The sequence below is a fragment of the Faecalibacterium prausnitzii genome, from assembly GCF_003287405.1.
GTDB classification, from domain to species: domain Bacteria; phylum Bacillota; class Clostridia; order Oscillospirales; family Ruminococcaceae; genus Faecalibacterium; species Faecalibacterium intestinale.
Genome location: NZ_PRLD01000014.1, coordinates 1 through 23204 on the forward strand (window position 1 = coordinate 1; position 23204 = coordinate 23204).

At 60.7% G+C, this 23204-nt stretch carries 21 protein-coding genes; 7 read left to right on the forward strand and 14 right to left on the reverse strand.

Annotation, left to right across the window (positions count from 1 at the left end):
- The first annotated feature begins 203 nt into the window (after window positions 1-203).
- A complete protein-coding gene (locus C4N24_RS12255) occupies window positions 204-1643 on the forward strand; it encodes an alanine/glycine:cation symporter family protein (RefSeq protein WP_112091644.1) in 1440 nt (479 codons plus the stop codon).
- A 388-nt stretch (window positions 1644-2031) separates the two neighbouring features.
- Window positions 2032-3387 (forward strand): MATE family efflux transporter, encoded by a 1356-nt coding sequence (locus C4N24_RS12265; RefSeq protein ID WP_112091646.1) that lies wholly within the window; start codon window positions 2032-2034, stop codon window positions 3385-3387.
- An 81-nt stretch (window positions 3388-3468) separates the two neighbouring features.
- Here C4N24_RS12265 and C4N24_RS12270 read toward each other — a convergent pair whose 3' ends face one another.
- The 11 genes from C4N24_RS12270 to C4N24_RS12320 all read right to left on the reverse strand — a co-directional run bounded on the left by C4N24_RS12270 (window position 3469) and on the right by C4N24_RS12320 (window position 15979).
- Window positions 3469-4656 (reverse strand): twin-arginine translocation signal domain-containing protein, encoded by a 1188-nt coding sequence (locus tag C4N24_RS12270; protein WP_242983270.1) that lies wholly within the window; start codon window positions 4654-4656, stop codon window positions 3469-3471.
- A 282-nt stretch (window positions 4657-4938) separates the two neighbouring features.
- The gene (locus C4N24_RS12275) at window positions 4939-5787 is read right to left on the reverse strand and encodes a putative RNA methyltransferase (RefSeq protein WP_112091648.1); all 849 of its coding nucleotides are present in this window, start codon (window positions 5785-5787) and stop codon (window positions 4939-4941) included.
- The gene (locus tag C4N24_RS12280) at window positions 5784-7691 is read right to left on the reverse strand and encodes a DEAD/DEAH box helicase (protein WP_112091649.1); all 1908 of its coding nucleotides are present in this window, start codon (window positions 7689-7691) and stop codon (window positions 5784-5786) included. Before C4N24_RS12280 ends, C4N24_RS12275 begins: the two co-directional genes overlap by 4 nt.
- 12 nt (window positions 7692-7703) lie before the next feature.
- Window positions 7704-8996, reverse strand: a complete 1293-nt coding sequence (locus C4N24_RS12285; RefSeq protein ID WP_097783289.1) for a DUF1015 domain-containing protein — start codon at window positions 8994-8996, stop codon at window positions 7704-7706.
- A gap of 127 nt (window positions 8997-9123) precedes the next feature.
- Entirely contained in the window at window positions 9124-10230 is a 1107-nt protein-coding gene (locus C4N24_RS12290) for a putative glycoside hydrolase (RefSeq protein WP_112091650.1), read from the reverse strand.
- Window positions 10231-10254: 24 nt separating this feature from the next.
- Entirely contained in the window at window positions 10255-10866 is a 612-nt protein-coding gene (locus C4N24_RS12295) for an Rnf-Nqr domain containing protein (protein WP_112091651.1), read from the reverse strand.
- Entirely contained in the window at window positions 10863-11588 is a 726-nt protein-coding gene (locus C4N24_RS12300; RefSeq protein ID WP_097783287.1) for an Rnf-Nqr domain containing protein, read from the reverse strand. The genes C4N24_RS12295 and C4N24_RS12300 overlap by 4 nt, the downstream gene beginning before the upstream one ends.
- The gene (locus C4N24_RS12305) at window positions 11585-12604 is read right to left on the reverse strand and encodes an RnfABCDGE type electron transport complex subunit D (RefSeq protein ID WP_112091652.1); all 1020 of its coding nucleotides are present in this window, start codon (window positions 12602-12604) and stop codon (window positions 11585-11587) included. Before C4N24_RS12305 ends, C4N24_RS12300 begins: the two co-directional genes overlap by 4 nt.
- A 12-nt stretch (window positions 12605-12616) precedes the next feature.
- Window positions 12617-13267 (reverse strand): ribulose-phosphate 3-epimerase, encoded by a 651-nt coding sequence (gene rpe / locus C4N24_RS12310; RefSeq protein ID WP_112091653.1) that lies wholly within the window; start codon window positions 13265-13267, stop codon window positions 12617-12619.
- Window positions 13268-13751: 484 nt separating this feature from the next.
- Window positions 13752-15281 (reverse strand): sensor histidine kinase, encoded by a 1530-nt coding sequence (locus tag C4N24_RS12315; RefSeq protein ID WP_112091654.1) that lies wholly within the window; start codon window positions 15279-15281, stop codon window positions 13752-13754.
- Window positions 15281-15979 carry a response regulator transcription factor gene (locus C4N24_RS12320; protein WP_005921458.1) on the reverse strand — a complete coding sequence of 233 codons (699 nt, stop codon included), beginning with the start codon at window positions 15977-15979 and terminating at the stop codon, window positions 15281-15283. The genes C4N24_RS12315 and C4N24_RS12320 overlap by 1 nt, the downstream gene beginning before the upstream one ends.
- 253 nt (window positions 15980-16232) lie before the next feature.
- Here C4N24_RS12320 and C4N24_RS12325 point away from each other — a divergent pair, with 253 nt between their 5' ends.
- The 4 genes from C4N24_RS12325 to C4N24_RS12340 all read left to right on the forward strand — a co-directional run bounded on the left by C4N24_RS12325 (window position 16233) and on the right by C4N24_RS12340 (window position 19877).
- A complete protein-coding gene (locus C4N24_RS12325; protein WP_112091655.1) occupies window positions 16233-17168 on the forward strand; it encodes a Fic family protein in 936 nt (311 codons plus the stop codon).
- A gap of 48 nt (window positions 17169-17216) precedes the next feature.
- Window positions 17217-18350 carry a redox-regulated ATPase YchF gene (gene ychF, locus C4N24_RS12330; protein ID WP_055186598.1) on the forward strand — a complete coding sequence of 378 codons (1134 nt, stop codon included), beginning with the start codon at window positions 17217-17219 and terminating at the stop codon, window positions 18348-18350.
- 268 nt (window positions 18351-18618) lie between these two features.
- The gene (locus C4N24_RS12335; protein ID WP_112091656.1) at window positions 18619-19302 is read left to right on the forward strand and encodes a 5'-methylthioadenosine/adenosylhomocysteine nucleosidase; all 684 of its coding nucleotides are present in this window, start codon (window positions 18619-18621) and stop codon (window positions 19300-19302) included.
- A gap of 161 nt (window positions 19303-19463) precedes the next feature.
- Window positions 19464-19877: an EamA family transporter gene (locus tag C4N24_RS12340; RefSeq protein ID WP_112091657.1), complete on the forward strand. Its 414-nt coding sequence runs from the start codon at window positions 19464-19466 to the stop codon at window positions 19875-19877.
- A gap of 55 nt (window positions 19878-19932) precedes the next feature.
- Here C4N24_RS12340 and C4N24_RS12345 read toward each other — a convergent pair whose 3' ends face one another.
- Together C4N24_RS12345 and C4N24_RS12350 are read right to left on the reverse strand one after the other, a co-directional pair.
- Window positions 19933-20388: a MarR family winged helix-turn-helix transcriptional regulator gene (locus C4N24_RS12345; protein WP_112091658.1), complete on the reverse strand. Its 456-nt coding sequence runs from the start codon at window positions 20386-20388 to the stop codon at window positions 19933-19935.
- 81 nt (window positions 20389-20469) lie between these two features.
- Window positions 20470-22143, reverse strand: coding sequence for a Na+/H+ antiporter NhaC family protein (locus C4N24_RS12350; protein WP_112091659.1), 1674 nt, complete (start codon window positions 22141-22143; stop codon window positions 20470-20472).
- Between the two features lie 107 nt (window positions 22144-22250).
- Between C4N24_RS12350 and C4N24_RS15405 the strand changes: the two genes are divergently transcribed.
- Window positions 22251-22406: a hypothetical protein gene (locus C4N24_RS15405; protein WP_154252423.1), complete on the forward strand. Its 156-nt coding sequence runs from the start codon at window positions 22251-22253 to the stop codon at window positions 22404-22406.
- Here the strand turns inward: C4N24_RS15405 and C4N24_RS12355 are convergent.
- Window positions 22403-22792, reverse strand: coding sequence for a thioesterase family protein (locus C4N24_RS12355; protein ID WP_005922594.1), 390 nt, complete (start codon window positions 22790-22792; stop codon window positions 22403-22405). The two genes, C4N24_RS15405 and C4N24_RS12355, sit on opposite strands and share 4 nt — an antisense overlap.
- Between the last annotated feature and the right edge of the window lie 412 nt (window positions 22793-23204).

The window sequence follows — 23204 nt, forward strand, 5'->3', positions numbered from 1 at the left end:
GGTGGGTGGAGTCCAGAGGTAGGGAGGGGGGAGTCGGAACACCCCTCCCTGCCTCTGGCCCAGCGGAGCGTCTTTGCACGCTTGCGGCAAGCAGTTACTTTCCCCGCGGAGCGCTAGGCGTTTCTTTTCTGGTTCTCTTTTGGTGTCAAAAGAGAACATCCACCGTCTAACAGTAATTTTCACCATCAAAGGAGGGCCACAGGATGCCAGAGCGGTTCATGCGGGGAATCGAGGTCGTGAACGGCATCGTGTGGGGGCCGGTGGGGCTGGGGCTGCTCTTCGGCACAGGGCTGCTGCTGACGGTGCGCACCGGGGGCTTCCAGCTGCGGCGGTGGGGCTACTGGATGCGGCATACCCTCGGCGCTATCCTGACCGACCAGAGCGTCACCGCCCATACCGCCCGCGAGGAACAGGCCATCAGCCAGTTCCAGAGCCTGTGCACCGCGCTGGCGTCCACCATCGGCACCGGCAACCTTGTGGGAGTGTCTACCGCCATACTTTCCGGCGGGGCGGGGGCGGTGTTCTGGATGTGGGTCATGGCGCTGCTGGGCATGATGACCAGCTACGCCGAGAACGTGCTGGGTATCTACTACCGCCGCAAAGACCCGGCGGGCGGCTGGCGCGGCGGGCCGATGTACTACCTGCGGGACGGCCTTGGCGGCAAGCCGGGGCGGGTGCTGGCGGTGCTGTTTGCCGCGTTCTGTGCGCTGGCAAGCTTTGGCATCGGCAACCTGAGCCAGCTCAATTCCATCGCGGGCAATCTGCGGGCGGCTTTCGGTGTACCGGAAGCCGTCACCGGCGCAGTGCTGGCGGCAGTATCGGCGGTGATTTTGCTGGGCGGGCTCAAGCGGGTGGCTGCTGTAGCGGAAAGGCTTGTCCCCGCCATGGCGCTGCTGTACATCGTGGGTGCGCTCACCGTGGTGGGGGTGCACATCACCGCCGTCCCGGCGGCGCTTGCCGCTATCGTAAAGGGTGCGTTCGGGCTGCGCGCCGCCGGTGGGGGCATCGTAGGCTACGGGCTGTCCCGGGCGGTCACATGGGGCTTCAAGCGGGGTGCTTTTTCCAACGAGGCGGGGCTTGGCTCCTCGGTGATGGTGCACGCGGCTTCCAACGTAAAAGAACCGGTGCAACAGGGGATGTGGGGCATTTTTGAGGTGTTTGCGGACACCATGGTGGTGTGCACCCTGACGGCGCTGGTGGTGCTGACCTCCGGCTTTGTGGATCTGGACACCGGGCGCATCGCCGCCGGGGCGGCGGGCAGTGCGCTGGTGGGGCTGGCCTTTGACGCCGTGTTCGGCACGCTGGGGTCAAAGCTCATTGCGGTGTGCATTCTGCTGTTCGCCTATTCCACCACCCTTGGCTGGAGCTGCTACGGCTGCAAGGCTGTGGAGTATCTTTTTGGTGCGGGGGCAGGGGCAGGCTACCGGGTGCTGTTCGTAGCGCTGATGCCGATGGGCGCAGTGATGCGGCTGGACCTTGCGTGGACGCTTTCCGACACCTTCAACGGCCTGATGATGCTGCCGAACCTCATCGGCGTAATTGCGCTGTCCGGCACGGTGGTGCGCATTACCCAAAACTACCTTGCCCGTAAGCTGCACGGCAGCCCCGCGCCGCCGCTGTTGTCGGCGGGCGAGACGATTTAGAATGCGCTCCGCGTTGCTCTGCGCATCATCAGCGGAAAAAAGATTTTTAATTTGTGGGTTCTGAAAAGCCTGCGGGCTTTTCAGAACCCCTTTTTCACAAGTGGGGTCGTAACCGGAAGCAGTCGCGCCGCGGTTAGCGTCCTCGCCCTCTCCGTCATCGCTGCGCGATGCCACCTCTCCCAAAGGGAGAGGCCTTGGCATGGCGGTAAAGTTTCCGGCTTAAGTGCCAAGTGACCGGTTTCGCCAGAGGCTCTCCCTTTGGGAGAGCTGGCGCGTTAGCGCCTGAGAGGGCGAGGACGCTTTCGGGGGAGATGCCCCTTGTCCCAAGGCGGGGTTTGTGCTATGCTAGGGGGTACAAGCGATTTTTTGCGCTGAGAGGAGGAACCCCATGGCCGCCGTAAAAACACGGAATACCGCTACCCTTATGACCGAGGGCAGCATTGTAAAAAGCCTGCTGCTGTTTGCCCTGCCGCTGATCTTCGGCAACCTGCTGCAGCAGATGTATAATACCGCCGACAGTATCATTGTGGGCAATTTTGTGGGCAGCAATGCCCTTGCCGCCGTGGGCTCCAGTGGTTCGCCCATCTATCTGCTCATCGGCTTCAGTCAGGGACTTGCCGTGGGTGCGGGCGTGGTGGTGTCGCAGTATCTGGGCGCAGGCGACCACAAGGAGACCCGCGAGGCGGTGCACACCTCCCTTGCCATTGCGGTGGTCATGGGGCTTTTGCTGACCGTGGGCGGCGTTGCCTGCGGGCGCGCTTTGCTGGTGGCCATGAACACCCCCGCCGAGGTGCTGGCAGACGCTGTGACCTATATCCGCATCTACTTTGGCGGGGTGCTGTTCAGCGTGGTGTATAACATGACCGCCGGCATCCTGAACGCCGCCGGCAACTCCCGGCGCTCGCTGGTATATCTGGCATGGGCGTCGGTGACCAACATCGTGCTGGACCTTGTGTTCATCGTGGGGCTGCGGATGGGAGTGGCAGGCGCTGCCATCGCCACAGACCTGAGCCAGCTGGTGTCCTGCGTGCTGAGCCTGCGCTTTCTGATGAAAAGCGAGGACGCCTGCCGGGTGGAGCTTTCCGCCATCCGGCTGCATCGCAAAATGGCAGGCCGCATTATCCGGGTGGGTCTGCCTACCGGCATCCAGAACATGGTCATCTCCTTTTCCAACGTGCTGGTGCAGGCCAGCGTGAACAGCTACGGTGCCGCCGCCATGGCGGGCTTTGCAGCCTACATGAAGATCGATGGTTTCAACATTCTGCCGGTCAGCAGCATCAGCATGGCCGCCACCACCTTTGTGGGGCAGAACTACGGCGCGGGGCGTCTGGACCGGGTAAAGCGCTCGGTGTGGGTCACCCTTGCCATCGGGGTCATCTACACCCTTTGCACAGGCGCTGCCCTGCTGGCCGGACAGGATGCCATCCTGCACCTGTTCACCGCCGACGAGGCCGTGGTCACCTACGGCAAGCTGGCCATGCGGTGGTTCTGCCCGTTCTACTTCCTGCTCAGCATCCTGCACGGCCTTGCCGGTGCCGTGCGCGGCACGGGTGCCAGCATCCCGCCCATGGTGGTGCTGCTGGTCTCGCTGTGCCTGTTCCGGGTGGTGTGGATCCAGTTTCTGCTGCCCTTCTTCTCCGGCATCGAGGGCGTGTTCATCCTCTACCCCGTCAGCTGGGGTCTGGGCGCATTGCTCATGATCCTGTATGCATGGAAGGGCAAATGGATGGAGTACCATACATAACCATTTTTATAAACAACGACCCGCCGCACTGAAGGAGGTGCGGCGGGTCATTGTTTTTTCAGGAACTTCTGTCAGGACAGCTTACCATGCAAAGCCCACGGAGTCCATGTCGATCTTCTTTTCCACCAGACCCAGACGGCTCTCGATAAAGTTCACCGCCATATCCGGCCACTGGGCGATCTGGGTGTAGTAATCCACATAGCCCTTGGTGCCAGTGCCCAAGCCCACACCGTGGGGCGCATCGGGTGCCAGATAGAAGCTGAAATCCTTGAAGGTATTCGCGCACTCCGGCAGAGAGGGCAACATCATAGCGCTCAGGCCGTCCTTCTGCCCCACAACACCAAAGACCGGGGGCAGGTTGGGGTTCTTCGTGAAGTCCAGACCGGTGACGAACAGTCCGTAGATGGGGATCGCCACATTCAGGTCAGCGCTCTCATAGTCCACAGCATCGCAGACGTAGCTGGGGTAGACCTTATCCGGGGTATTCGTAGTGCCGAACTGGTCGGCCACCACCTGCATCACATTCATGCCGCCAGCAGAGAAGCCCACAGCGATCATGATATCGGTCTTGCCGATGTGTTTTTCAGAGGCGTTGTGGCGGATGTAGCGGATAGCGCGTGCCAGATCCAGCCGCTGATCCACAGCGGCATAAGGGTTGACGCGGCGCTGCAGCACAAAGGCGTTGTAGCCGTTCTTGTTGAAGAACTCGGCCACAGGATAGCCCTCCACCACGTTGTTGCGGTGGGTGCTGCCGCCGCCTGCAATAATGATCACGTTGCCCTTCACCTTGCCCTGATCTCGCAGCAGGTACGGGTTCAGGAAGGGACGGAAGCCCTCGTTATCGTAGCAATTTTCCCAGTTGGTGGGCAGCGGAGATTCCACGGCCATCTGATCTCCCCAAATTTCCCAAACGGTGCTCTTGGGGTCCTTGATCTGGCGCAGCGCCTTGCGGGCATTGGTCAGAGCAACACACATATCGTAGTGAGAAGCATTGATGCCGGGCGCAGCTGCACCATCCACCTTCTCGTACTGAGCGCGGGACAGCTTGTGGAACAACACATAGAACTTGTCAAAATCGCCCCGGAAAGCAGCCGGATAAAAGGCCACCTCGCGGGAGAGACGGAGTTCCTCTGCCACCATGGCCTGCACCTCAGCATCGGTGTGCACGCCAGCGTTCTCAGCAAAGGATGCGGGCGCCATGCCAGCCACTGCGCCCATGGTCACGGCAGAAGCGGCGGAAAGCTTCATAAAGTCTCTTCTGTTCATCATCATTTCTCCTTTTAAATGCAGACGGCTCATTTGTGCAGAACAAAGCCGCCCGAAGCTGTACAGCAAACGCCCTGCTGCCGGGTCCAACGGACATTTCGACAGTATCGCGCCGTCGGAATCTGTGCAAAGCGTATCACAAATCAGATGGATTGTAAATAGATTTCATCGCTTTTGAGCAAAATTGATATATTAGTATGCCAGTTCTTGTGAAAATCGACAGGCGTTGGACGGGCACAAAAAAGGATTGCCGTACATCTGCACGGCAGTCCTTTTTGTATCTTATTACAGCTTTTCAAACACCAGAAAGCGGAAGGCGATGGTGGTGGTGAGCTGCGGCAGAGCCGCAAGGCGGGCGGCACCATCGCGGGGCGTTTTCCAGTAGTAGGGGGTCATGGCGAACAGGGCTTCCAGCTGGGCGGCGGGCACGGTGATGGTGCCCTGCACCTCCCGCTCGTCGATGGCGCGGAAGCCCGGGTACTCCACCTGCTGCACCGGGTTCTTGTAGGGCTTTTCGTAGAGCACGGCCTTCATCTGGTACAGATGCTCTGCCCCCGGCACAACGTAGATCATGCGCCCGCCCGGGCGCAGCACCCGGCTGAACTCCTCCTGTGCAAAGGGCGAAAAGCAGTTCAGCAGCACATCTGCCCAGCCGGTGCGTACCGGCTGGCTGAAGCTGGACGCCACCGCATACTGTGCAGTGGGCAGCGCCTTTGCAGCCAGCCGCACGGCGGGCTTTGCGATATCGAACCCGGCCAGCTGCAGCGGCTTTTCTGCCGCCGCGAACTGCTGCGCGATGCAGCGGTCGTACCAGCCCTCGCCGCAGCCTGCATCCAGCAGATGCAGCGGGGCGTCCTTCGCGGCGGGCACGCCGTGGGCAAGGCACAGTTCCCCCAGCGCCTGCCCAAAGATGCCGTAGTATCCGGCGTTCAGGAAGGCGCGGCGGGCGGCTACCATCTCCTTGCTGTCCCCGGGGGCTTTGGTGCGCATACTCTGCACCGGCAAAAGATGCCAGTAGCCCTCCCGGGCACGGTCAAAGCAGTGGCCTTTTTCACATTTCAGGTCATTCTCCCCTTGCAGCGCACCGCCGCACAGGGGGCACTGCCACGGGGCAAAGGCTTCGTTCCGGCTCATACTTCTTCGCTGTGATCCTCAATGGGTGCGGTAGCACCGCCGTGGGCGTCCATATACTCCTCAAAACTGGTGTACTTCTGCTGGGGCGGGCGGCGGCTGATGAGCATCAGCCCCGGGTCCTCGTCCCGGGCGGCGGCATTGCGGCCGCGGCGGGCAGGCTCGGCCTTGGGGGCGCGGTTCTGATTGCCGGCGCTGCCGCGCTCATTGCGGGCAGGACGGGCGTTGTTGCTCTGGGCTGCGGGGCGGGCATTGCGCTGTTCACCCCGGTCGCTGCGGTCGTTGCGGCGGCTGCCGCTGCGGTTTGCGTTCTGGTTATTCTGGGGCTCCTGTGCGCTGCGGATGGCGGGTGCTGCCGGGGCGGCAGGGATCTTGCGTGCCGGGCGCAGCGGGGTGGCCTCCGGGGCGCTGACAAAATGGGGGTCAAACTTGGGCTGGGCGTTGCTGCCCCGGGCGGGGGCGGCATTCTCGCGGCGGGTGCGGGGCGCTGCCGTCTCCTTGGGGGCGTTTGCGCCCCGGTTGTTGGCGCGGCGGTCGTTGCGGATCCCGCGCTTTGCGTTGCTGTCTTGCATCAATGTTTCCTCTTTTTTCGGTTTTGCAGGCACCGCGTTCTTTGCAGCCTTCGGTTCCTGCTTCGGCGCGGGCGCAGCTGCCTTTGCAGCTTTTGCGGGCGCAGTTTCGGCCTGTTTTTTCGGTGCTTCGGCCGGTTTTTCTGCTTCGGGGCGGGGCTTTTTGCCGCGCACGGGCAGCACCGGGCGCACCGGGGCGGGCACGCCGTCCCACGGATGGCCGGATACCACCGGGATCTTGCGGCGGTTCAGCTTTTCGATGCCTGCCAGATACTCCTGCTCCTCCGGGGCGCAGAAGCTGACGGCGGTGCCGTCTGCACCGGCGCGGGCGGTGCGCCCGATGCGGTGCACATAGGTCTCCGGCACCTCGGGCAGGTCGTAGTTGAACACATGGGAAAGCTCGCTGATATCAATGCCGCGTGCGGCGATATCGGTCGCCACCAGCACCCGGGTCTTGCCGGACTTGAAGTCCTCCAGCGCGGTCACGCGGGCGGTCTGGCTCTTGTTGCCGTGGATGGCGGCGGCGGGGATGCCCTGCTTTGTCAGATCCTTTGCGATCTTATCCGCGCCGTGCTTGGTGCGGCTGAACACCAGTGCGTTGACCACCGGCGGCTGCAAATTTTTGATGAGCCACGGCAGCAAAAGCTTTTTGTTGCCCTTTTCCACATAGTAAAGGCTCTGCTGGATGCGGTCGACGGTGCTGGACACCGGGTCCACCTTGACAAAGGCAGGCTCGTGCAGGATACCGGCGGCCAGCTGCTCGATCTCGGCGGGCATGGTGGCGCTGAACATCAGGTTCTGGCGCTGGGCGGGCAGCTTTGCAATGACCTTTTTCACGTCATGGACAAAGCCCATGTCCAGCATCCGGTCGGCCTCGTCCAGCACAAAGATCTCCAAAGCGGACAGGTCGATAAAGCCCTGTCCGATCAGGTCGTTCAGCCGTCCCGGACAGGCGATGAGGATGTCCACGCCCTTTTTCAGTGCTTCCACCTGCGGTGCCTGTCCCACGCCGCCAAAGATGACGGTACTGCGCAGTTTCAGGTACTTGCCGTAGGCTTCAAAGCTTTCGCCGATCTGCAAGGCCAGCTCCCGGGTGGGGGTCAAAATCAGGGCGCGGACAGCGCCCTTGCGGCGGGGCGCATTGGCGGTGAGCCGGTCCAGCATGGGCAGCGCAAAAGCCGCCGTCTTGCCGGTGCCGGTCTGGGCGCAGCCCATCAGATCCCGGCCTGCCAGCACCGGCGGGATGGCCGCTGCCTGAATGGGCGAGGGGGTCTCGTAGCCCGCTTCCTGCACAGAACGCAGCAGCGGGGCGGACAGATTCAGTTCTTTAAATGTCATGGTTCTCCTATTTTATTCTGTGATCTTCCGGCACTCGATGTAATAGCGCTTTTCCTCCGCGTGTCCCATGCTGAAGGTCTTGCGGGGCAGCACGCCGCCCATCACAACGCCGCGGAACAGGTCGCTCTTGGCGAAGGGCGGCATCAAAAACGCCACCGCGCCCTGCTTGCACAAAGCGCGCACAGCCGGTTCGTCATGCACATAGTCCACCTTTGCTTCCGGGTGGCGCTCGATATAGTCCGAAATAAAATCGTCGATGGTGCCCACGGTCAGCGGCTCGGTGGGGTCCTCAAAGCTGAGCACATTAGCCATGTGGGGGCCCGCCAGCGTAAAGGGCTGCTTTTTGCTGCCGCCAAAGCAGCAGCCTGCCATGTTGGCGTCGCTCCATGTAATGAGGCTCAGCAGCACGGTGGCGCAGTCCACGTTGAACAGTACCCGGTGGATGGGCTCGATCTCGATAGCCGGGGAGTGCACGTTGCACACCTCTGCCAGACACCAGCGGGCAGGGTGGTTCTCTGCCTGCTCCGGGGTCAGGGTCTTTTTCAGCTCCTCCCAGCAGGCTTTTGCGGTAGCCAGCGAGTGGTTGCCGTCGCCCACTGCCAGCGTCAGCGGGTCGCGGCGGGTGGCATCGGGGTATTTCTTGTCAAATTCTTCCTGACTGCCCAGCACGGTCAGCGCGTTTTCGATCTGTGCGATGAGGGCGGGGTCCTCCACCGCCCAGCCGGCCACATGACCGCCGCCCAGCATCAGCTCGCCCTCGTACACCTTGGGCAGGCTGTCCTTGTGGGCGGCAATTGGCTCGATGAGGGTGCAGTCCGGGTCATCCGCCAGCATCATGATGTGGGGCGTTTCCAGCGCAGCGCCGGTGCGCACCTTCATGCGGGGCGGGATGCGGCTTTCCACGGTGCACTCGCTGGGACGCACGGTGCATTTTTCGCCACGGCGGTAGCTGTAAGCCTCTAGGTCCACACGCCCTACAAGCCCCTGCCGTACCCGGCCGCTCTGCTCGGTGCGCTCCACATAGATAAAGCCGTCCACCGCCCGGGTGAGCACGTTCTGGGCGTAATCCTGCATGGTGGCGTGGATCTTTTCCACCCGCGCGTCAGCGTCTCCGTCCTCCAGATACACCTCCGGCAGGATCAGGTTCAGGGTGCTGGGCGCACCCGCAGCGGTCTTTTCTGCCCGCTGCCAGTAGCTGCGGTCACTGGTAAACTGGTCACAGGCAATGCAGCCCCACTGCTCCAGCGGCACCTGCTCCGAAGGCAGCAGGATGTGTGCAGGTGCAAAACAGGTAGTCGGTTTCATAGTCGTTTCCTCCCCTCTTTATTGCAATTCAACTTTTTTAATGCAACAGCAACAACGTTGAATTGCATATCGCAAATATGCTGTTTGAATGTTGCGCTAATTTTTGACTTGCGATAAAAGCCGCTTCTCAGCGGAACGCTGCGGTGTCGTGCACTACAAGATGCTGCACACCGGCGTCGGCAGCGGCCTGCTCCAGCGCAGCGCGGCTGTCCGCATCCAGTGCGGTACTGCTGGTGACCAGCAGATTTTCCATGCCAAGGGACGTGCCGGTGGTGCCAAGGGCATCGGTGGCAGCGGTGCACAGTGCGTCCGGGTAGCTGACCCACAGGGTCACGCTGCCTGCAAAGCGGGTCTGCCACGCAGCGATATCGGCGGTAAGCTGGGCGGCGCGTCCCTCCCGGCTCTTGCCGCCGGAAGCGCCGAAGTCCTGCTTGCGGGTGATGATATTGGGGAACTGCACCCCGGTAAGCACCACCTGCTCGTAGCCCATGCCCTGCACCTCTTCAATGAGGTCGCCGACATACTGCACCGCGCTTGCGGCAAAGGGGTTCATCCACGCCTTGCCGCCCTTGGCTGCGCTGACGTTGTCCAGCCAGAGGCTGTTGCCGTCGTAGTGCACGCCCATGCTGCGGTCGGTGTACACCGACACCGGGTCGGTAAAGGCGGCAAGCTGCGCCGCCGGGATAATGCCTTCTTCCCGCAGGATGGCGGCGATGCTTGCCGCATCCACCGGGCTTTCGGTGATGCTTTGGGCGGCATTTGCCACCCCGGAAGCGTAGTACACCGTGCCAGCGGCGTCCTTCAGGGTGACAAGGGCATAGTCTGCGCCCTGCTGCTTCAGCTGCCGGGCAGCGGCGCGGATGGCGGCTTCATCGGTCAGGGCTGTCACGTCCAGCTCTGCCCAGCTGCCGCCGGTGATGGCCTTGCCGTCCAGCGGCTTTTCCTTCTCCGGCTCCGGCTCAGACGCTGCCTGCGAAGCGGCGGCGCTGCTTGCCGCTGCAGAGGAAGCTGCTGCTTCGGCGCGGGAAGCGCTTTCGGCTTCCAAGTCCCGATCCTTGACCACGGTATACCATGTGTGGGTGGCCCAATCCAGCACATGGGGTGCGGCAAACCATGCGGCTGCCAGCACTGCCGCCACCAGCACAACAATGCCGATGCCGCGCTTTACGCGCGTTTCCCGGCTGTAAAAGCTGCGGTTATAATGCTTGACCTTCTGACGTTTATTCTTAGCCATGGTATCCTTTCCTCCCTGTCTGCATTACAGGATAACGGAATGTCCGGTAAAGCCATAGATCGCCAGCGCCAGCACGCCGATATACACCAGCGTGATGGGCAGGCCGCGGAATGCCTTGGGGATGGCTTTGCTGCGCAGGCGGTGGCGCGCTTCGGTAACCAGCAGCACCGCCAGCACATAGCCAAGGCCGCTGCCAAGGCCAAAGCCAAGGCTCTGGCCAAGGGTAAAGCTCTGGGTGCGCTCCACCAGCACCGTGCCCAGTACGCCGCTGTTCAGCGCGGCCAGCGGCACGATGCGCAGCAGCTGGGCGCGGCGGGGCAGGCTGCGCAGCAGCCACAGCACCAGATGCTCTGCCAAGCACACCACGGCGATGCTGGCGATATACACCAGCGGGCGCAGCTGGGCGCGGTTATCCAGCGGGGCGATGAATCCGCCGGCAATGAAAGCCACGGGTGCTACCAGCACCTGCGTGATGCACAGCATCATGCCGAACAACGCGCTGCTGGTGCGGTCGTCCCCCACCAGCTGCACCATGCGGGACACGCCCAATGCACGGGTAAAGACAGCGTTCTGTGCAAAAATAGCCAGCAGTGCATAGCTGAAAAACACTGCCGAGCTGCTTACAACTTCCTTCACGGTTCGCGGTCCACCTCCTTCTGGTAGTGCACGGTCAGGGTATCCTGCGCTTCCTTTTTCAGAAATTCCCTGCGCTTTGCAGCAGCAGCGCGCCAGATGGCGCACAGGATGCCCAGCACGATAAAGCCGCCCGCCGGCATCTTAGCCAGCGGCAGCAGCGCCCAGCGCCCCACCGGGGCACCGAACACGGTGCCAAGGCTGAGCCACTCGCGCACCATGCCGATCACGAGCAGCAGCAGCGCGTAGCCCACGGTGATGCGCACGCCCTTGGAAACCGCCTTGTGCACCGTCTCCTGCACGCGGCCGAAGCGGTAGGTCAGAAGCGGCTCCACTACCAGCATGGGCAGGTAGATGCCAAGGTTCAAAAGACCGGTGCCGAACACAAGGTTCAGGATGGGATACGCCGCCAGATACACCACAGCGGCGCTGGCTGCGTACAGTATAGCGCGGGGCAGCAGTTTTTTCTGCAGCTGTGCGGGCGAGGGTTCCTCGTCCCGCAGGGGCACAAGGCGGCTGAGCAGGCAGGCCAGCACGCGGGAGGGCACCAGCAGCAGCGCCACCGCCGCCGCCAGCATCAGGCTGTTCTGACCGGTGGTAGCCACGACCACCAGCGGTGCCAGACCCATGCCCTGCATGACCACCGGGTTATTCAGGAACACGCGGTCATGATGGGCAAACTTTTCGGGATCTTGCAAGATCAGTTCCGCAGTACGCTTTTTCATTCCGCAGCCTCCTTTCGTTCGGACGGCAGACGGTGCAGCAGACGGTACAGCCGCTCCTCGGTGCGGTCGATGAGCGCGGACACACTGTTGACGGCCAGCAGTGCAAAGCAGACGCCGGTCTCGTACACGCCGAAATAGCGGAAGCCCATGGTGGCAGCACCCACCAGTGCGCCGTACAGGATGCGCCCAAGCCGGTGATGCGCACAGGTGTATGGCTCGTTGAGCAGGAACACCGCGCAGAACAGCATTGCACCCGTGTGCAGCTCGTCCCGGACGCCCTGCAGGCGGGGCATCAGGCTGCTGAAGAGGGTGCTGTCTGCCAGACCTACCTGCCGCGGGAAGAAGAAAGCGATGAGCCCGCAGGTGACCAGAAAGCTTACGGATGCGGCGATATGCACGTCCTTCTGGGTCCACAGCACAAGGCCGCAGGCCAGAATGACCAGCGCCGCGCCGGTGCCCATGGGGGCGGCAAACTCGCCCAGCGCGATGGCAAGGGAGTTCAGGTTCAGGATGCCGCCGCTGCGCAGGGTATCCTCGATGGTGCTGCTCACCGGCACGGCGGAGGCGTTCCACAGGGGCAGCGGGGTATAGGGCTGCGGGTAGCGCACTACCTGCTCCGGCCACGATACCGCCGCCACGGCGTAGCCCACGGCAGCGGGGTTGAAGGGGTAGCTGCCGTAGCCGCCAAAGACCTCCTTGCCGATGAGCACGCCCGCCAGCACTGCCACCACCAGCACATAGATGTCCACGGTGGCGGGCATGAGCAGGGCGATGATGAGACTGAAGCTCTCGTTGGAGAGATCTTTATTGGTGTACACCCGATGGCGCAGCAGCGCCACCAGACGGTCGCACAGGTTGCCGGTAAGCAGGGCGATGCCGCACAGCAGCAGCGGACGCGCGCCGTAGAAATAGCAGGCCATGCACAGCAGCGGCACACACAGCCAGAAAACGTGCTGGTAGTACCGGCCGGTCTTTTGCAGCTGCCGCTCCTGCTCTTGGATCAAAGCTTCATCCATATACAGCCCTCCTTACAGGCTGGCCAGTGCGCCCACAGCCGCAGCGGGGTCGGCAGCGCCGAACACGGCACTGCCCGCCACCAGCACGTCGGCGCCGGCTTCCACGCACAGGGGTGCGGTGGCGGCATCCACGCCGCCGTCCACCTCCAGCAGGTAGGAAAGGCCGCGTGCTTCCCGCTCCGCCTTGAGCCAGCGGAGCTTGTCCAGCGCCGAGGGCATGAACTTCTGCCCGCCGAAGCCGGGCTCCACGCTCATCACCAGCACCAGATCCAGCTGATCCAGCCACGGTGCCAGCGCCTGGGCCGGGGTGCCGGGCTTGATGGTCAGACCCACCTTGCAGCCCAGCGCACGCACTGCATCAATGGTGGCCTGAATATCATCCTCGCACTCCAGATGGAAGTTATACAGGGTCGCACCGGCCTTGATGAAAGGCTCGGCGTATTGCAGCGGGTGGCTGATCATCAGATGCACGTCGTAAAAGGCATCCGGCAGCGCCTTGTGCAGGCTTTTGAGCACCGGCACGCCAAAGCTGATGTTGGGCACAAAATGCCCGTCCATCACGTCGTAGTGCAGCATCTGTGCGCCGGCATCCAGCACCATGCGGCAGTCTGCACCCAGCTTGCCAAAATCAGCAGAAAGAATCGAAGGACTTACGATGGCCATAATATTTCATTACGCTCCGTTATTTTTAGCAGTTTTTATCCCACGCGTTGTGCATTTTGCGGGGTTTTCCCGCCCGGAAAACACACGGGCATGGTTACTCTTTAGTTTACATGAAAACGGCCAAAAAATCAAACCCGCAGCCGTTTTTTTCACTGAAAAGTCGTAAATAGCGCAAAAAGTCCATCCGGCGGGCTCGCCCTCTCAGTCACCTTCGGTGACAGCTCTCCCAAAGGGAGAGCCCTTGGCATAGCGGCAAGGTTTTCGGTCAAGCCGTGAAGTTTACCGCACCAGAAGGTTTCAGCATCGCAAGGTTTCCGGTCAGAATATAAAGCTTACGGTTTCGCCAGAGGCTCTCCCTTTGGGAGAGCTGGCAAGCCCGACAGGGCTTGACTGAGAGGGCGAGCCCGCTGACCGGTCACCAGCGTCGCCCCCCCAAGCGCCAAAGCAGCCAGACCGCCCGGGCGGGGCAGTCTGGCTGCAGGTCTTATTCTACCGGCTTCATGCTGGCGGGGTCTTCCACCGCGCCGGGCTGACCGGCGGCGTCCGGCAGGCGCTTCATGCCGCCGGGGTTGGGGGAACAGGTGGGCAGGGTGAACACAAAGCGACACCACTCGCCCTGCTGGCTCTCCACGCGGATCTGCCCGCCGGCCAGATTGACCAGCACCTTGCAGATGTTCAGCCCAAGGCCGGAGCCGCGGGCGTGCAGACCGCGGGAGCGGTCCTCCTTATAGAACCGCTCAAACACATAGGGCAGCGCCTCCGGGCTGATGCCCTGCCCGGAGTTCCAGATGGAGATCTCGGCTTCGGGGCCAAGCTTTTCTACGCTGAAGCGGATGGTGCCGCCCGCCGGGGTGAACTTGATGGCGTTGTCCAGCAGGTTATACGCCACCTGATGGATCAGGTCAGGGTCGGCGTAGACCAGCACCTTTTCGTCCATGGTCAGGCCTTCCAGCTCGATCATGCCGTCATTGATGCGCTGCTCTGCCGCCAGCGCCACGCCGGTCAGGGTCTCCCAGATATTGAACATCCGGGCGTTTACCTGATACTCCCCGCTTTCCAGCTTGGAGAGATCCAGCATATTCTGGATGAGCCGCGCCAGACGCCCGGTCTCCTCGCTGACCAGCTGCAGATAGTGGTTCTGCATCTCGGGCGGGATGGTGCCGTCCAGAATGCCGTCCACAAAGCCCTTGATGGTGGTCATGGGGGTGCGCAGCTCGTGGGCGATGTTGCCCATGAACTGTCCCCGGGAGTTATCGTTGGACTGGATGTTCTCTGCCATCTGGTTGAAGGTGCGGGCAAGGTCTGCCACCTCGCCATCGCCCTCCACGCCCTCCACGCGGACGGAGAGGTCGCCGCCGCCAAAGCGCTGGGCGGCATCGGTGACTTTTTGCAGCGGGTCGGTGAGCTGACGCATCAACAGGCGGGTCAGCACGCTGGCGCACAGCAGCATCACGCAGGCAGACATGAGGAAGTTCGACCAGAACTGCTGCTTGAAGTCGGTGAGCTGCGCGCCGGAGGAGCACAAAAACAGCCAGCCGCTGAACAGGCTCTGGTCGTCGATGGTCTCCACCGCCGCGATATAGCTTTTTTCGGTCAGGGCACCGCCCAAATCGCCGAAAGCGTGGTAGTGCCGGGCGTCCGGGTCAGCCACTGCGTTGGCGCGCTGGCAGATATCCAGCGGCACGGTGTCGGTGGTAAGCTTTTCCGGGTCGGAGGCAATGAGCACATTGCCCTGCCGGTCGGTGAAAAACAGATACGCCTCGGCGCTCTCGCCGATGATCTCCAGCTTGGTGTTCAAAGCGTCCAGCTCTGCGCCCTGCGGCATGGTCTCGCTGTTTACCAGATATTCTGCGGTGCGCTTGGCAACGTTTACCACCTGATCCAGTGTTTCGTATCGATCCTTCGCAAAATAATTCTTGAACAGCACCCACTCCGAGCAGCCCATCAGCACGATGCCCAGCACCATCAGGGTGGACACCATGGAGAAAAAGGCTGTGGAGATACTTTTACGCATTACTGACGCACCTCGAACTTATAGCCCACGCCCCAGACGGTTTTCAGCTCCCACTTATCAGAAGCCCCGGCCAGCTTTTCGCGCAGGCGCTTGACGTGGACATCAATGGTGCGGCTGTCGCCGTAATACTCAAAGCCCCACACCTCGTCCAGCAGCTGGTCGCGGGTGTACACGCGGTTGGGGTGGGATGCCAGACAGTTGAGCAGCTCCAGCTCCTTGGGGGGAGCTTCCACCACCTTGCCCTTGACCCGCAGCTCGTAGCTGTTCATATCCAGCCGCAGGTTGTCGAACTCAATGACACCCTCGGTGCTCTCGGCGGCAGCGGAGGTAGTCTGGCAGCGGCGCAGCACCGCCTTGATGCGCGCCACCACCTCTTTTGCGTCAAAGGGCTTTACCATGTAATCGTCTGCGCCCAGCTCCAAGCCCAGTACCTTGTCGAAGGTCTCGCCCTTGGCGGTAAGCATCATCACCGGGGTGTTGCCCGCCTTGCGGATGCGGCGGCAGACCTCAAGGCCGTCCATGCGGGGCATCATCACGTCCAGCAGCACCATGTCCGGCTTGACGGCGTTGAACTTTTCCAGTCCCTCTTCGCCATCGTTGGCCACAGTGACCTGATAGCCCTCCTTGGTCAGGTACAGCCGCAGCAGCTCGCAGATGTTGGCGTCGTCGTCCACCACAAGGATCTTTTCGTTTGCCATAAGTGTTTCCTCCCCTTTTATGCAGGTTTTTGTAGTATTTGCAGCCCTTCCGGGCGTTTTGACAGTCTCTTACCCTTCTATTATACGGAACAGTTATGACAAAATAAAGAAGGAAGTGTAGTTTTTTTCACATTTCTGCCTAGGGTACACCTTACGCAGCCGCGCTATCGGCAAAAAGCATTCACAATGGAACCTCTGAAATTTGATTTCTTGCCGATAAAATGGTATAATCGTTTTACTGGGAGGTGTTATCATGAAGTACCATTCTGTCGCTGATACGGCAAAATTATGGAATATTTCAGAACGAACTGTCCGCAACTACTGTGCTACCGGCAAGATTCCGGGCGCAGTGCTTACCGGCAAGACTTGGAACATTCCGCAGGATGCCAAGCGCCCGGCGCGCACCAACAAAAAGCCGGAAACACCCCGTACCCTGCTGGATATTTTGCAGAACGAGATGACCGGGCAGGTCAAGGGCGGCATCTACCACAAAATCCAGATCGACCTGACCTATAACTCCAACCATATTGAGGGCAGCCGCCTGACCCATGACCAGACACGGTATATCTACGAGACCAATACCATCGGCATGGAGAATGGTATTGTCAATGTGGATGATGTGGTCGAAACGGCCAATCACTTCAAGTGCATTGACCTTGTCATCCGGGATGCAAAGAAACCCATCAGCGAAGCGTTTATTAAAAAGCTGCACCTTACCCTGAAAAGCGGCACCAGCGATTCCCGCAAAGACTGGTTTGCTGTCGGTGAATATAAAAAGCTCCCGAACGAGGTCGGCGGCAGAAGCACCACTGCGCCAGAACTGGTTGCCCCACAGATGAAAGAGCTTTTATCTGCGTACAATCAAAATTCTGCCAAGTCGCTGGAAGACCTGCTGGAATTTCACTATGCCTTTGAATCCATCCATCCGTTTCAGGATGGAAATGGCCGTGTCGGGCGGCTTCTGCTCTTCAAGGAGTGCCTGCGGAACAACATCGTGCCGTTTATTATCACGGATGACCTCAAAATGTTCTACTATCGGGGTCTGCACGAGTGGAAAACCGAACGCGGGTATCTACTGGACACCTGCCTGACCGCGCAGGATCAGTTCAAAGCCGTCATGGATTATTTCAGGATTCCTTACTTTAAGATAGCCCCTCCCCCTTGCGCTGGCGGGGTTCATCGCGTATAATGGTAGATGTATCGTTATGCCAAAAAACGTGTAAGGAGCGTATTTTATATGAAGTTAGGTATCGTCGGCCTGCCCAACGTGGGCAAGTCCACTCTGTTCAACGCCATCACCTCCACCAAAAATGCTGAAGCTGCAAACTATCCCTTCTGCACCATCGAGCCGAACTCCGGCATCGTGGCGGTGCCGGACAAGCGGCTGGACAAGCTGGCTGAGATCTGGCAGACCAACAAAAAGACCCCCGCCATCGTGGAGTTCGTGGACATTGCGGGTCTGGTGAAGGGCGCAAGTCAGGGTGCCGGCCTTGGCAACAAGTTCCTTGGCCATATCCGCGAGTGCGACGCCATCGTGCACGTGGTGCGCTGCTTTGACGATGACAACATCATCCATGTGGTGGAGGACGTGACCAAGGCCGAGGCCGTGGACCCCATTGCCGATATTGACGCCATCGACTACGAGCTGATCCTCTCCGACCTTGAGGTGGTGCAAAACCGCGCCGGCCGCATGGCAAAGGCTGCCAAGAGCGGCAACAACAAGGGCGCTGCCGCCGAAGCTGCTTGGCTGCAGCAGCTTGCCGACCATCTGAGCACCGGCAAGCCCGCCCGCAGCTTTGATTTCGACCCTGCCGACACCGAGCAGCAGACCGTGCTGCACGAGATGGGTCTGCTGAGCGCAAAGCCGGTGCTGTACGCCTGCAACGTGGGCGAGGACGATCTGATGGAGGGCATCGAGAACAACAAGTACGTCCCGCTGGTGGCTGCCCGCGCCAAGGAGGAGGACGCCCGCTACATCCCCATCTGCGCCAAGACCGAGGAGGATATCGCGGATTACAGCCCCGAGGAAAAGAAGGCGTTTCTGGCTGAGATGGGCATCGAAGCCAGCGGTCTGGACAACCTCATCACCGCCAGCTACGACCTGCTGGGCCTGATCTCCTTCCTGACCGATGGCAAGAAGGAGTGCCGCGCATGGACCATCCGCAAGGGCACCAAGGCTCCGCAGGCTGCCGGTAAGATCCACAGCGACTTCGAGCGCGGCTTCATCCGCGCCAGCGTCATCGGCTACAACGATCTGGAAGCCAACAACTTCGACTACGCCGCCGTCAAGGCCAAGGGCCTGCAGCGCACCGAGGGCAAAGAGTACGTTGTGCACGATGGCGATGTCATCGAGTTCCTGTTTAATGTCTGATATCTGAATAGCAGCCCTGTAAAACTCTGCCGGGCTCGCCCTCTCCGTCTTTGCTTCGCAAATCCACACTCCCCCTTTTGTCGCTACGCGACATCTTCCCCCGGCGCGGGGGAAGTCTTTCCTCAAAGGGAGAGGCCTTGGCAAAGAGATGAAGTCAGCGTGGACTGCCAAGGGCTCCCCCTTTGGGGGAGCTGGCAAAGCCAACAGGCTTTGGCTGAGAGGGCGAGGTCGCTATAAGAAAGCAATCCTACCATAAAAGGAGTCCACCATGATCTTTGGTATTATGGGCGCTATGCCCGATGAAGTAGACCAGCTGTGTGCAAAGCTGGAAAATGTCACCGTTGAGCCCTACGGCGGCGTGGAGTACCACAAGGGTACGCTGGCCGGCAAGCAGGTGGTGGTGTGCTGCGCCGGTATGGGCAAGGCCAACGCCGCCGCCACCACGCAGGTGCTCATCACCAAGTTCGGCGCAGAGAAGATCATCTTCTCCGGTATTGCGGGCAACATGACCAGCAAGATCGGCATCGGCGATGTGGTCATCGGCAAAACGGTGCTGTACCATGACGCCCAGCTGGATATGATCTGTCAGAACCCGCCCTTTTTGAAGGAGTACACCGGCGACCCGGAACTGATCGCCGCCGCCGAAGCTGCCTGCGCCGAAGCCGGGGTAAAGGCACTGGTGGGCAAGATTGCCACCGGCGACCTGTTTGTGGGCGACAGCGAGACGAAAGCCGCCATTGAAGCCAAGTGCGCCCCGGACTGCGTGGAGATGGAAGGCGCTGCGGTAAGCCAGATCGCCGCCAAGAACGATGTGCCCTGCGTCATCCTGCGCGCCATGAGCGACAACGCCGATGAGGACGGCCACGAGGTACTGGTGGTGAAGAAGTTCAGCATCGGGGAGTATGTCGCCACCGCCACCAAGATCGTGGCAGCGATGGTGGAAAAGCTGTAAAAGCGGCGGATCTGCCGCGCACGGCAAAAACAAGCTTGCATTTGGGGAGTCCTGAAAAAACGCCTGCGGGCGTTTCAGGGCTCCTTTTTTTGCGAACGGGTCAGCAGCCTTGTATTCCGCCGCACAAAGGCGTATACTGGGGCAAAAAGGAGGTGTTTGCCATGTGGTTCGTTTACGCGCTGGGGTCTGCGGTGTTCGCTGCCCTTACCTCGATTCTGGCGAAGATCGGCATCGAGGGGGTCAACTCCACCCTTGCCACCGCCATCCGCACGGCGGTGGTGCTGCTGATGAGCTGGGGCATGGTGTTCCTCACCGGCACCCAGACCGGCATTGCGGATATCTCCCGCCGCAGCTGGCTGTTTCTGGTGCTGTCCGGCCTTGCCACCGGCGCAAGCTGGCTGTGCTACTACCACGCCTTGCAGGTGGGTGCAGCGTCCAAGGTAGTGCCCATTGATAAGCTGAGCGTGGTCATCACCCTTGCGCTGGCTTTTGTGGTGCTGCACGAGCCCTTCACCGCCAAAAGTCTCATCGGCTGCGCCCTCATCACCGCCGGTACGCTGTTTATGGTGCTGTAACGAGATATGCAAAACGGCTGCTGCACGTTCTTGTGCAGCAGCCGTTTTATCGTTTTTATTCCTCGCCTTTTTTCAGGATGTCCAGTTCCGGCATCAGCTCGGTGCTCACGATGGTAAGCATCTGTTCCAGCTTAGCGCATTCCGCGGGGGTAAAGCGCTGCCGGGCACGCTCCACTACGGTGTGCAGATACGAGTAGCTGATGTTGTAGTAGTCGATATACTTCTGGGTGGGGCGCAGATGGTACTCCCGCCGGTCGGTGGTGGACTGGATCTTTTCCACATAGCCCTTTTTCACCAGACTGCCGATCTTATACGCCGCATTGGGGGTGGAGATCTGCATCATGCGGGAAAACTCCGCAATGGTGGGCTCGCCCATCGCCATGATGCCCTCCATGCAGAAGGACTCCACCGTGGTCAGGGTAGCCTCACGGGTGGCAAAACGCTGGAACACGTTCTGATAAAAATGCAGCTTGAATTTGGTGTAGACGTCCTGAAAAGCTTTTTCCAGCATGGGTCATGCGCCTCCGATGCTTTAGTTTTCTTGCTATACGGCTAGTATACCACGAAAATGCCCCGCTGCATAGCGGAATTTTTACACAGCATCCCCGGAAGTTTTTGCCCGGGTGCGGGCGCGGATGACGCCGAGCACCGCCAGTTCCAGCACGATGGCAACCACCAGCAACACCAGCGAGGTGACAAGGCTTGCGCGGCTGCCCAGCACCGCCTGTGCAAGGCCGGTGATGATGTAGCACACCGCCGAGCAGGCTGCCGCCGTAATGGCGTAGGGCAGCTGGGTGGAAACATGGTTCACATGGCTGCAATGTGCGCCTGCCGAAGCCATGATGGTGGTATCCGAGATGGGAGAGCAGTGGTCGCCGCACACCGCGCCGGACAGGCAGGCGGCAATGGACACCACCAGCATCTCGCCGTCCGGGAAGGCCTGACAGACGATGGGGATCAGGATGGAGAAGGTGCCCCAGGAAGTGCCGGTGGCAAAGGCAAGGAACACCGCCACAAGGAAGATGATGAACGGCAGCAGATACTGCAAAGCCGCCGCAGAGCTGCCCAGCAGATTTGCCACATAATACTTTGCGCCCAGCAGGCCGGTCATGCCGGACAGCGTCCATGCAAGGGACAAAATCAGCATGGGGCTGACCATGGCCTTGAAGCCCTCGGGGATGCAGGCGGCAAAGTCCTGAAAGGTCATCACGCCGCGCACCCGGTAAAATACAAAGGTGAACAGCAGGGCGATGCTGCTGCCCAGCACCAGACCCGCCGAAGCGTTGCAGTCCGCAAAAGCGGTGATGAAGTCCACGCCCTCAAAGAAGCCGCCGGTGTACACCATGCCGAAGATGCAGGCCGCGATCAGCACCAGCACCGGTGCGATCAGGTCGATGACATGGCCGTTGGTATCATTCCCATCGTCCACATCGTCGCCGTAGGGACGGTCGGCGGTGGTAAACAGGTCGCCGTTTTTGGCGTTGTCCTCGTTCAGCTTCATGGGGCCGAACTCCGCCCCGGTAAAGATGAGGAACAGGCTCATCACAACGGTCATGACGGCGTAATAGTTATAAGGAATGGTGCGCAGGAACATGGTGAAGCCGTTGATGCCGGAACCCGCCGGGACGCTGGAAGTGACCGCAGCCGCCCAGCTGGACACCGGCGCAATAATGCAGATGGGCGCGGCGGTGGAATCGATCAGGTAAGCCAGCTTTGCGCGGGACACCTTCTGCCGGTCGGTCACCGGGCGCATCACCGAGCCCACGGTCAGGCAGTTGAAGTAGTCGTCCACAAAGATCATCACGCCCAGCAGCAGGGTGGCAAACTGTGCGCCCGCCCGGCTGTGGATGTGGGTGGACGCCCAGCGGCCGAAGGCTGCCGAGCCGCCCGCCTTATTCATCAGCGCCACCAGAATGCCCAGCATCACCAGAAAGGCCAGAATGCCCACGTTGCCGGAGTCCGACAGCTTGGTGATCATGCCGCCGTCCTCGTTGAAGAACAGGGTGTTCAGCGCCAGCTCAAGGTTGCCGTTGGCATACAGCAGCGCACCGGAAGCAATGCCCACCAGCAGCGAGGTGTACACCTCCTTGGTGTTCAGCGCCAGCACGATGGCAATGACCGGCGGCAGCAGGGAAAAGAAGGTGCTGTACACCGCACAGGTGTAGGTGGCGGGGTCGGCCACCTTGCCGGGGGTCACCGCCGTGCACCACAGCAGCAGGGCAAAGACGAACAGCGCCCCCACCCAGGATAAGTTTTTGTTTTTCATAAGCTCCTCATATCAGGTGTCAATCATTGTCTGCGGGGTTCGTCCGGCGTATCGGGGCGCAGGCTGCGGGGCAGACTACCCACAGAAACGCAAAGGGGGTGTGCACCGTGCCGGATTACAAGGCCATGTACTTTGAGCTGTTCCGCGCCAGTGTGCAGGCTGTGCAGCTTTTGCAGGACGCGCAGACCCGCGCCGAGCAGCAGCTGCTGGCCGCAGACTTGCCGCCGTTGCGGCTGGACGAAACAGAACCGGACGATCCTTAGCCCTTTTTGGCCTCGGCCTTAGCGGCAAACTTTTCCTCAAAGATGATAAAGCGCTCATGGGTGCCGCCGCCCACAGGGCCTTTCTCATCCGCAAGCGTCACCTTGAAGGTCAGCTTGCGGCCCTCTACGGCCACCAGCTCGCTGTGGCAGGTCACGGTCATGCCCACAGGGGTGGGTGCGGTGTGCTCCAGCTCCAGCTTGGTGCCCACCGTGCCGCTGCCTGCTTCCAGTGCAGGGGCAACGCTCTGCCAACAGGTCTTTTCGGCCAGTGCCACCAGTGCGGGGGTGGCAAACACGTCCAGTGTGCCGCTGCCCATGGTCTTTGCGGTATTCTCTGCGCTCACGCGCACGCTCTGCTCGCCGCAGATCCCGGTTTCCAACTTCATATACAGTTCCTCCTTATGCGTCCTTTAAACGCAGTTGTGTTATTTGTGGTTACACACCTTTATAAGATATCACAAAACGCGCCGGAATGCACTATTTTTTGCATAATTTTTCAGGGGGCTTTATACCCCCTCAGGCTCACTACGTTCGCCAGCTCCCCCAAGGGGACGCCTTTGCGCTATGCCGGCAACCTTCCCGCCATGCCAAAGGCTCCCTCCCAGAGGGAGCTGGCAAAGCCGTCAGGCTTTGACTGAGGGAGTTCAGGCGCCCCCTTGGGGGAGCTGTCGCCGCAGGCGACTGAGGGGGTAAACCCGCACCCCATTTGCAAATTAAATTTGCATCTTTTTTGCGTTTTACGGCGATTTTCAGCAATTTTGCGGCAATGTAAAAAACTTTGCGGATTTTGCTTGACAG